Source organism: Streptomyces sp. NPDC104309 (assembly GCF_055584025.1).
In genome coordinates, this window is the sequence record NZ_JBVJMV010000112.1 from 1 (window position 1) to 5,959 (window position 5,959).

Here is a 5,959-nt window from a genome sequence, read left to right on the forward strand (position 1 = left end):
CCCCAGGAAGGTGTTCGCCGCCATGGTCGGCTCCTGGCTCCGTCAGTCGGTGCCGTCCTCGTCGTCGTCGGGTTCGGGTGCCTCCGGATCGCGCAAGGGCCGCAAGGCCCCTGCGGCCGGGGTCGAGGCGGTGAAGCTGTAGCGGCCGGGAAGGACCTCCTGATGCCACGCCAGATCAGCTACCGGTGGCGCCTGCGCGAACTCATGGCCGCCCGCGGCATGTTCACCGTCGCCGAACTGATGCCGCACCTGACCGAACGCGGCATCACGCTGTCCTCCTCCCAGGTCCACCGCCTGGTCTCCGGCACCCCGGAACGCCTTGTCCCTGCTGGTGCTGGCCACCCTCTGCGACATCCTCGACTGCAATCCGGCCGACCTGGCCGCCCGACGCCCCACACGGGTCCGGCTGACGCCCGAGGGGTGAGGGGTGACGCCAGATGAGTACGAGCGGTGGATGATCCGCGACTGTGCACGCTGCGGCCGTCGAGCCTCGAAGTCGGCCGAGTGGTCGGACGGCCCGATCTGCCGGACCTGCTACGAGCGCGCGATGCGAGTCCGCGGCCGCTGCCCCTGTTGCGACACAGACCGGCTGCTGCCCGGACGGGACACCGATGGCACACCGATCTGCCGGGACTGCGCGGGCATCGTCCGCGACTTCTTCTGCAATCGCTGCGGCTTCGAGGGGCTCCTACTTGGCGGGCGTCTCTGCGAACATTGCACCCTCGCCGACACGCTCGCCCACTTCCTCGACGACGGCACTGGCCGTGTCGCCCCGGAGTTCCTGCCGCTGGTCACGACCCTGCTGGAGATGGACCGTCCCAAGAGCCGACTTATCTGGCTCCGCAATACCAACGTCGCCCGTCTCCTTCAGGGTCTGGCCACCGGCAGCATCCCGCTCACCCACGACGGGCTGAACCAGGAAACTCCCTGGCGAACCGTCACTCACCTGCGTGACCTGCTGATGGACAGCGGTGTCCTCCCGCGCGTCGACCGGCAACTCCTGCTCTACCAGCGGTGGCTGACCGAACGGCTCGCCAGCATTGAGGAACCCGAACACCGTCAGCTTCTCCGGCACTTCGCCACCTGGCACCAGATGCGGCGCCTGCGGGCCAAAGCGGAGAAGGCACCGCTGGGACGCTCCCAGACCAACCACACCAAGCAGGAAGTCACCCAGGCCGGCGCCTTCCTCGCATGGCTCGCCGACCGAGGACGTGCCATCGGGCAGTGCCAGCAGGCCGACATCGACGCCTGGCACACCGAGAGCCTGGCCACCCGCCGTCCGTCCCAGTCATTCCTGCGGTGGTGCATGAAGACCGGTCGGATGCCCCGCCTCACGCTGCCGCCCGCGGTCATCACCCAGGACTCGGAACCGCTGCACCAGCACCGTCGGCTCGCGATGCTGCGCCGGGTCCTCAATGACGACTCCTTGCCCCTGCGGGCCAGGGTCGCCGCCGCGCTCGTTCTCCTCTATGCGCAACCCGTCAGCCGCATTGTCCGCCTAACCATCGACGACGTCACCGACGACGAGACCACCGTCACCGTCCAGCTGGGAGACCCACCGTCTCCGCTGCCGGAGCCCGTCGCCGACCTGATGCGGGCCTACATCCAGTCCCGCCAGCACCTGCCCTACGCCAGCAGCAGGAGCTCACAGTGGCTCTTCCTCGGTCGCCAGCCCGGACAGCCGATGAATCCGGTCAGCCTCCAAGTCCATCTGCATGAGATCGGCGTCCCTCCGCAGCGCGGCAGGACCTCCGCGATCCGACAGCTCGTCCTCCAGGCCCCGGCCCCCGTCATCGCGAAGGCACTCGGCTATCACGACAAGACCACCACCCGCCTGGTCACCGAAGCCGGCGGCACCTGGAGCCGATACGCCCCGGGCGACCACTGAGGGGCCCCTACGCAGCGCCAACCCAGCTATCACCTGGCCCGATAAGGTCCGTCACAGACTGGCTGAGGAGGAGAACTCTCGATGGTGACCTTTGACCAGCTTGTCGCATGGGCCGGGACGGAGCATGTCACCAGAGCAGATCCCAAGGTCGTCTCCCGCTGGCAGATACCCGAAGACATGAAGGTGCTCCTGGTCGAGGTCGGCGTTCCTGCCGTCGCGCGTTTGATCGAACATGTCGTATTTCAGAGCGAGACAGATCCGGTCCTCGACACCGCCTCTGGCAGCAATCTCTACCGCCTCACCTTCGACTACGGCGGCGGCATGCCGACCGAACAGCCGTCGTCATTCGGCGTCGCTCCAGAAACCGGGGCCGTCTACTACGTCATGCCTCCTGGGGATGCATGGTTCGCCAACTCGTCCATCGAACTGTGGCTACGCACACTGCACCACTACGGCCGACACGTCACCAAATCAGATCTCCTCAGCGAGCCGGACGGGCCCGAGGAGGAGTACTTGTCCGAAGAGGACGAAGAGAAGGCTCTTGCCGAGCTTGCCCGCCTTGCCGAGGAGCTGAAGAAGATCGACCCAGCTGCCTTCGACGGCTACATCGGATTCATCTGGCCTGAGCTCCTCGACCGCTGGCTTTACTAGACAGATCACCATCGGTGCGCCTGTCCTCGTCACTCACAGCGATACCGAGCAGCAGCAGCTGAGCAATACGCGACACCTCAACATGCGAGCTCACCAGTCCCGAGGCCGTGAGGGCCTGGCCCCGAGCCGGCTGACCGCGAACGCGGCCAGCAGCAGTACGGTCAGGCCGCCGTCCCAGGTGATGATCGCGCCGGTGTCCGCGATCCCGCCATGGGCCTGGTAGGCGAGGCCGGTCACGGTCAACGCCAGCTTGTTCATGATGGCCAGGAGCCACACCGCGAGGTTGCCCAGGGGTCTGACGGTCAGGAGCGCGAACAGGCCGGCGAAGACCACGAACCCGTACAGCCGCCAGGTCTCCACCACCTTGGTCGCACCGCCCGCATCGAACACGACCTGGATCTGGGTCACCGCGGCGCCAACCACACTGACCGTGGCGATGATCAGCAGGATGCGGGCAAGGCGTAGTCGCCCGGGCGGAATCGAGGAGTGGACGGTGGATTGCTGTACGGAAGCGACGGGCGTGGACATGGCTTCCTCCAGGGTGGTGCTCAGGCCGGGTGGGCGTGGGATGGTCGGGCACCGAGAAGGGCGCCGTCGATGATCAGGTCCAGGTAGGGATGGTCGACCGGCTCGCCGGTAACCAGGATCCGGTAGTACAGCGGGCCGACCAGCTGATCGAACAGGACGGCGACATCGAGGTCTGTGCGCAGTGCGCCGCGTCGGACTGCGGAGGCCAGCAGTCCGATGGCCATCGCGTTACGGCGGGCGAACACGGCCCGAATCAGCGTGCCGAGGTCGGCGTGCCGGGCCGCCGCCGCCGCGATTTCCGCGACGACGCCGGCCGAGCGGTCGTCCGCGCCTTCGGGCAAGCCGGCCCGGCGCATGGTGTTCAGGCCGTCGGCCACTTGATGCAGGTAGTCGGTCAGATCGGCCCGGATGTCACCGGTATCCAGGATCGGCACGTCATCCTGCATCAGCGCAACAACGGCCACGATCAGATGGTCCTTGGTCGGCCAACGCCGGTAGAGGGTGGTCTTGGCGACGCCGGCCCGGTCGGCGACCTCGTCGATGGACAGTGCGGCGTAACCATTGACCAGCAACAGATCCCGGGCGGCGATCAGGATCCGCCGGTCAACGTCGATGTCTCGGGGACGACCCCGAGAGGGGCCACGTTCGGGCATGGCCACCACCTTTCCGATACCTGGGTAGCGGAAATAAGGCTAGGGTGAGGGCGACCAATTGCGCAACCCAGGTAGCGATACTGCCCGTGTTGGCTGGCGGGCGGGCAGAAAGGGGGTTGGCCGGGGCCGCGTACCCGGTAGAGCGATGATGGCAGCATGGCAACGTGACGGCATGCTGTGCGTGGCCGGCTCCCTGGTCGCGAACCGCGTCCACGGCTAGACGCGTGGCCGGTTTTATACCGGGTCCCAGGTCTTTGCGTTATACCGCAACCGCTTCGGCGTGCCCTCACCACCCACCCAAGCGATCGACTACAGACCAACTACCCAACGTCACCAATCGTTGCGCGGAAAGGCTCGTGGGCCTGCCGTCTGAGTCAAGGGGATCTTTGTGAATGCAGAGTCGGTGCGGGCGCGGTGGGAGGACCTGCCGCGCGAAGTGCAGGACGCGGTGCAGGCACGGCTCGAATCACTGGTGGTGGACGTCGTCTACCCGGAGGGTGGCTTCACCCAGGGACTTGCCGCGCGGGTGGGCTGCGCCGGCGGTGAGGTGTTCCTCAAGGCCTCGCCGCTCGCCGCGAGGATGGCCTCGCACTACCGGGCCGAGGCAGCGGTCGGGAAGCACCTGCCGGCCGCGGTCGCGCCCCAGCTCCTTTGGTCGCAGGAGGTCTGCGACTGGATCGTCAACGCCTTCGAGCCGGTCCGAGGCCGGGAACCGGACCTCCGGCCCGGGTCGGCGGATCTGAACGGCGTGCTGGATGCGGTGGGCGTGCTGGAGCGGGAGCTGACGCCGTGTCCGGCTCCGGAAGCCGGCCCTGTCGGGGAGACCCTGTCGACGCTGGCCGGTCACTGGGCCCGGCTCGCGGCTGCTCCGGCCGGGTCTGCCGGGCAGGACTCGTGGACCGCTTCACGGCGTGGCCGGCTGGAGGGCTTGGACGACCCCGAGCGGCTGGTGAAGCTGTCTGCCGGGGACACACTGCTCCACTGTGATCTGCGCGCGGACAACATGCTGACCGAGACCGGCACGGGGCGGACCCGGATTCTGGACTGGTCCTGGGGAGCGCGGGGCGCCGCGTGGGTGGATGCGGCGTTCTTCGTCCCGCAGCTGATCGTCGCCGGTCACAGTCCGGCCGGAGCGGAGGCTGCGCTCGCCGCCCGGGTGCCGGCCTGGCGTGCGGTGGATCCCGACGCAGCGAGCGCGTTCGCGGTGGCCATCACCGGCTACTGGACCTGGCACCACGCACACGGCCCCGGCGGCGCACTGGGCGCCTACCGGGGCCGCGCTGCGGAGGCGGGCCGCCAGTGGATCGACTACCGGCTCGGCTGAAGATCGGGAGCCTCCAAGGCCAAGCCCTGCGCCAGGACGGACAGCAGGTGCGGGGCGACGAGGTATCCGAAGAAGTCCTTCCCCGTGCGTCCGTCCGGCGCCGCCCACAGTGCCTCCCACGCCTCCAGCGGGGTGGGAGGCCGGCCGTGCGCGGTCAAGGCCCGGGCGAGAGTGGCCGCGAAGGCCACCGGCAGCACTGGCTGGGTTCGTTCCAGGGCCTGCACCTGCGTCTTCTCGTCGACCGACAGCACCACGGCGCCACCGGGCGGGGCCAGGTACAGGCCGATGACATCGGCGACCTTCTCCGCGAACGTCGGGTCCTTCGAGATCTTGAAGGTGCCCGAACGATGCGGTTTCAGGTTCTCCTCACGCCAGACGCGGGCAACGTAGTGCCAGGACACCGAAACGCCCTCGCGCCGCTTCAAGTAGCCGGCCAGCGTTCGCGTCGACCAGTGCGAGAGCCCGGAATCCGCTGGCGGGGACATCCTCGTCAAGGCGATCACCCGGGCCCGCGTCCGGGGCGGGACCTGGGTTCGCGGCCCGCCCCGGCGTTTGTCCTCCAGCCCGGCAATACCCTGCTCGGTATAGCGGGACTTGCAGCGGTCCACCGTCAGCGGCGCCACACCGGCGAGCGCGGCGATGTCCTTTCGGCGTCGCCCTTCGGCCGACCACAACACGATCCGCGCGCGAAGCGCCACGACAGCCGGCAGATCCCGGGAACCCGCCAACACCCGTAGCTCAGCCATCTGTTCAGACGAGAGATCCATACAAGACTCAACGATCACAGACACCCCAGGTTCCACAAACAGGATCACGAGACACTAGTAGGGCTTGGTCAGGTCGGTGTTGGTGGTGCGTGTCCTGTGGGTTCAGTGTGTCGTTGATGGAGTGTGACTCCGGAAGAAATTGCATTTG

At 67.8% G+C, this 5,959-nt stretch carries 7 protein-coding genes; 4 read left to right on the plus strand and 3 right to left on the minus strand.

Features of this window, described 5'->3' with window-relative positions:
• Window positions 1–319 precede the first annotated feature (319 nt).
• The 3 genes from ACZ68L_RS46450 (at window position 320) to ACZ68L_RS46460 (ending at window position 2,539) form a co-directional block, all read left to right on the plus strand.
• Window positions 320–424: a helix-turn-helix domain-containing protein gene (locus tag ACZ68L_RS46450; RefSeq protein ID WP_469590910.1), complete on the plus strand. Its 105-nt coding sequence runs from the start codon at window positions 320–322 to the stop codon at window positions 422–424.
• 3 nt (window positions 425–427) lie between these two features.
• Entirely contained in the window at window positions 428–1,888 is a 1,461-nt protein-coding gene (locus ACZ68L_RS46455; protein ID WP_469590912.1) for a hypothetical protein, read from the plus strand.
• Window positions 1,889–1,969: 81 nt separating this feature from the next.
• Window positions 1,970–2,539, plus strand: a complete 570-nt coding sequence (locus tag ACZ68L_RS46460) for an SUKH-4 family immunity protein (protein WP_469590914.1) — start codon at window positions 1,970–1,972, stop codon at window positions 2,537–2,539.
• A gap of 90 nt (window positions 2,540–2,629) precedes the next feature.
• Here the strand turns inward: ACZ68L_RS46460 and ACZ68L_RS46465 are convergent, their stop codons facing one another.
• Both ACZ68L_RS46465 and ACZ68L_RS46470 read right to left on the minus strand, forming a co-directional pair.
• Window positions 2,630–3,067 (minus strand): hypothetical protein, encoded by a 438-nt coding sequence (locus ACZ68L_RS46465; protein WP_469590916.1) that lies wholly within the window; start codon window positions 3,065–3,067, stop codon window positions 2,630–2,632.
• 20 nt (window positions 3,068–3,087) lie between these two features.
• Window positions 3,088–3,720, minus strand: a complete 633-nt coding sequence (locus ACZ68L_RS46470; protein WP_469590922.1) for a TetR/AcrR family transcriptional regulator — start codon at window positions 3,718–3,720, stop codon at window positions 3,088–3,090.
• A 388-nt stretch (window positions 3,721–4,108) separates the two neighbouring features.
• On the opposite strand from ACZ68L_RS46470, the gene ACZ68L_RS46475 reads away from it, so the two are divergent.
• Window positions 4,109–5,044 (plus strand): phosphotransferase, encoded by a 936-nt coding sequence (locus ACZ68L_RS46475; protein WP_469590918.1) that lies wholly within the window; start codon window positions 4,109–4,111, stop codon window positions 5,042–5,044.
• Here ACZ68L_RS46475 and ACZ68L_RS46480 read toward each other — a convergent pair.
• Window positions 5,029–5,859, minus strand: coding sequence for an IS630 family transposase (locus ACZ68L_RS46480; RefSeq protein ID WP_469590920.1), 831 nt, complete (start codon window positions 5,857–5,859; stop codon window positions 5,029–5,031). The two genes, ACZ68L_RS46475 and ACZ68L_RS46480, sit on opposite strands and share 16 nt — an antisense overlap.
• Window positions 5,860–5,959 lie beyond the last annotated feature (100 nt).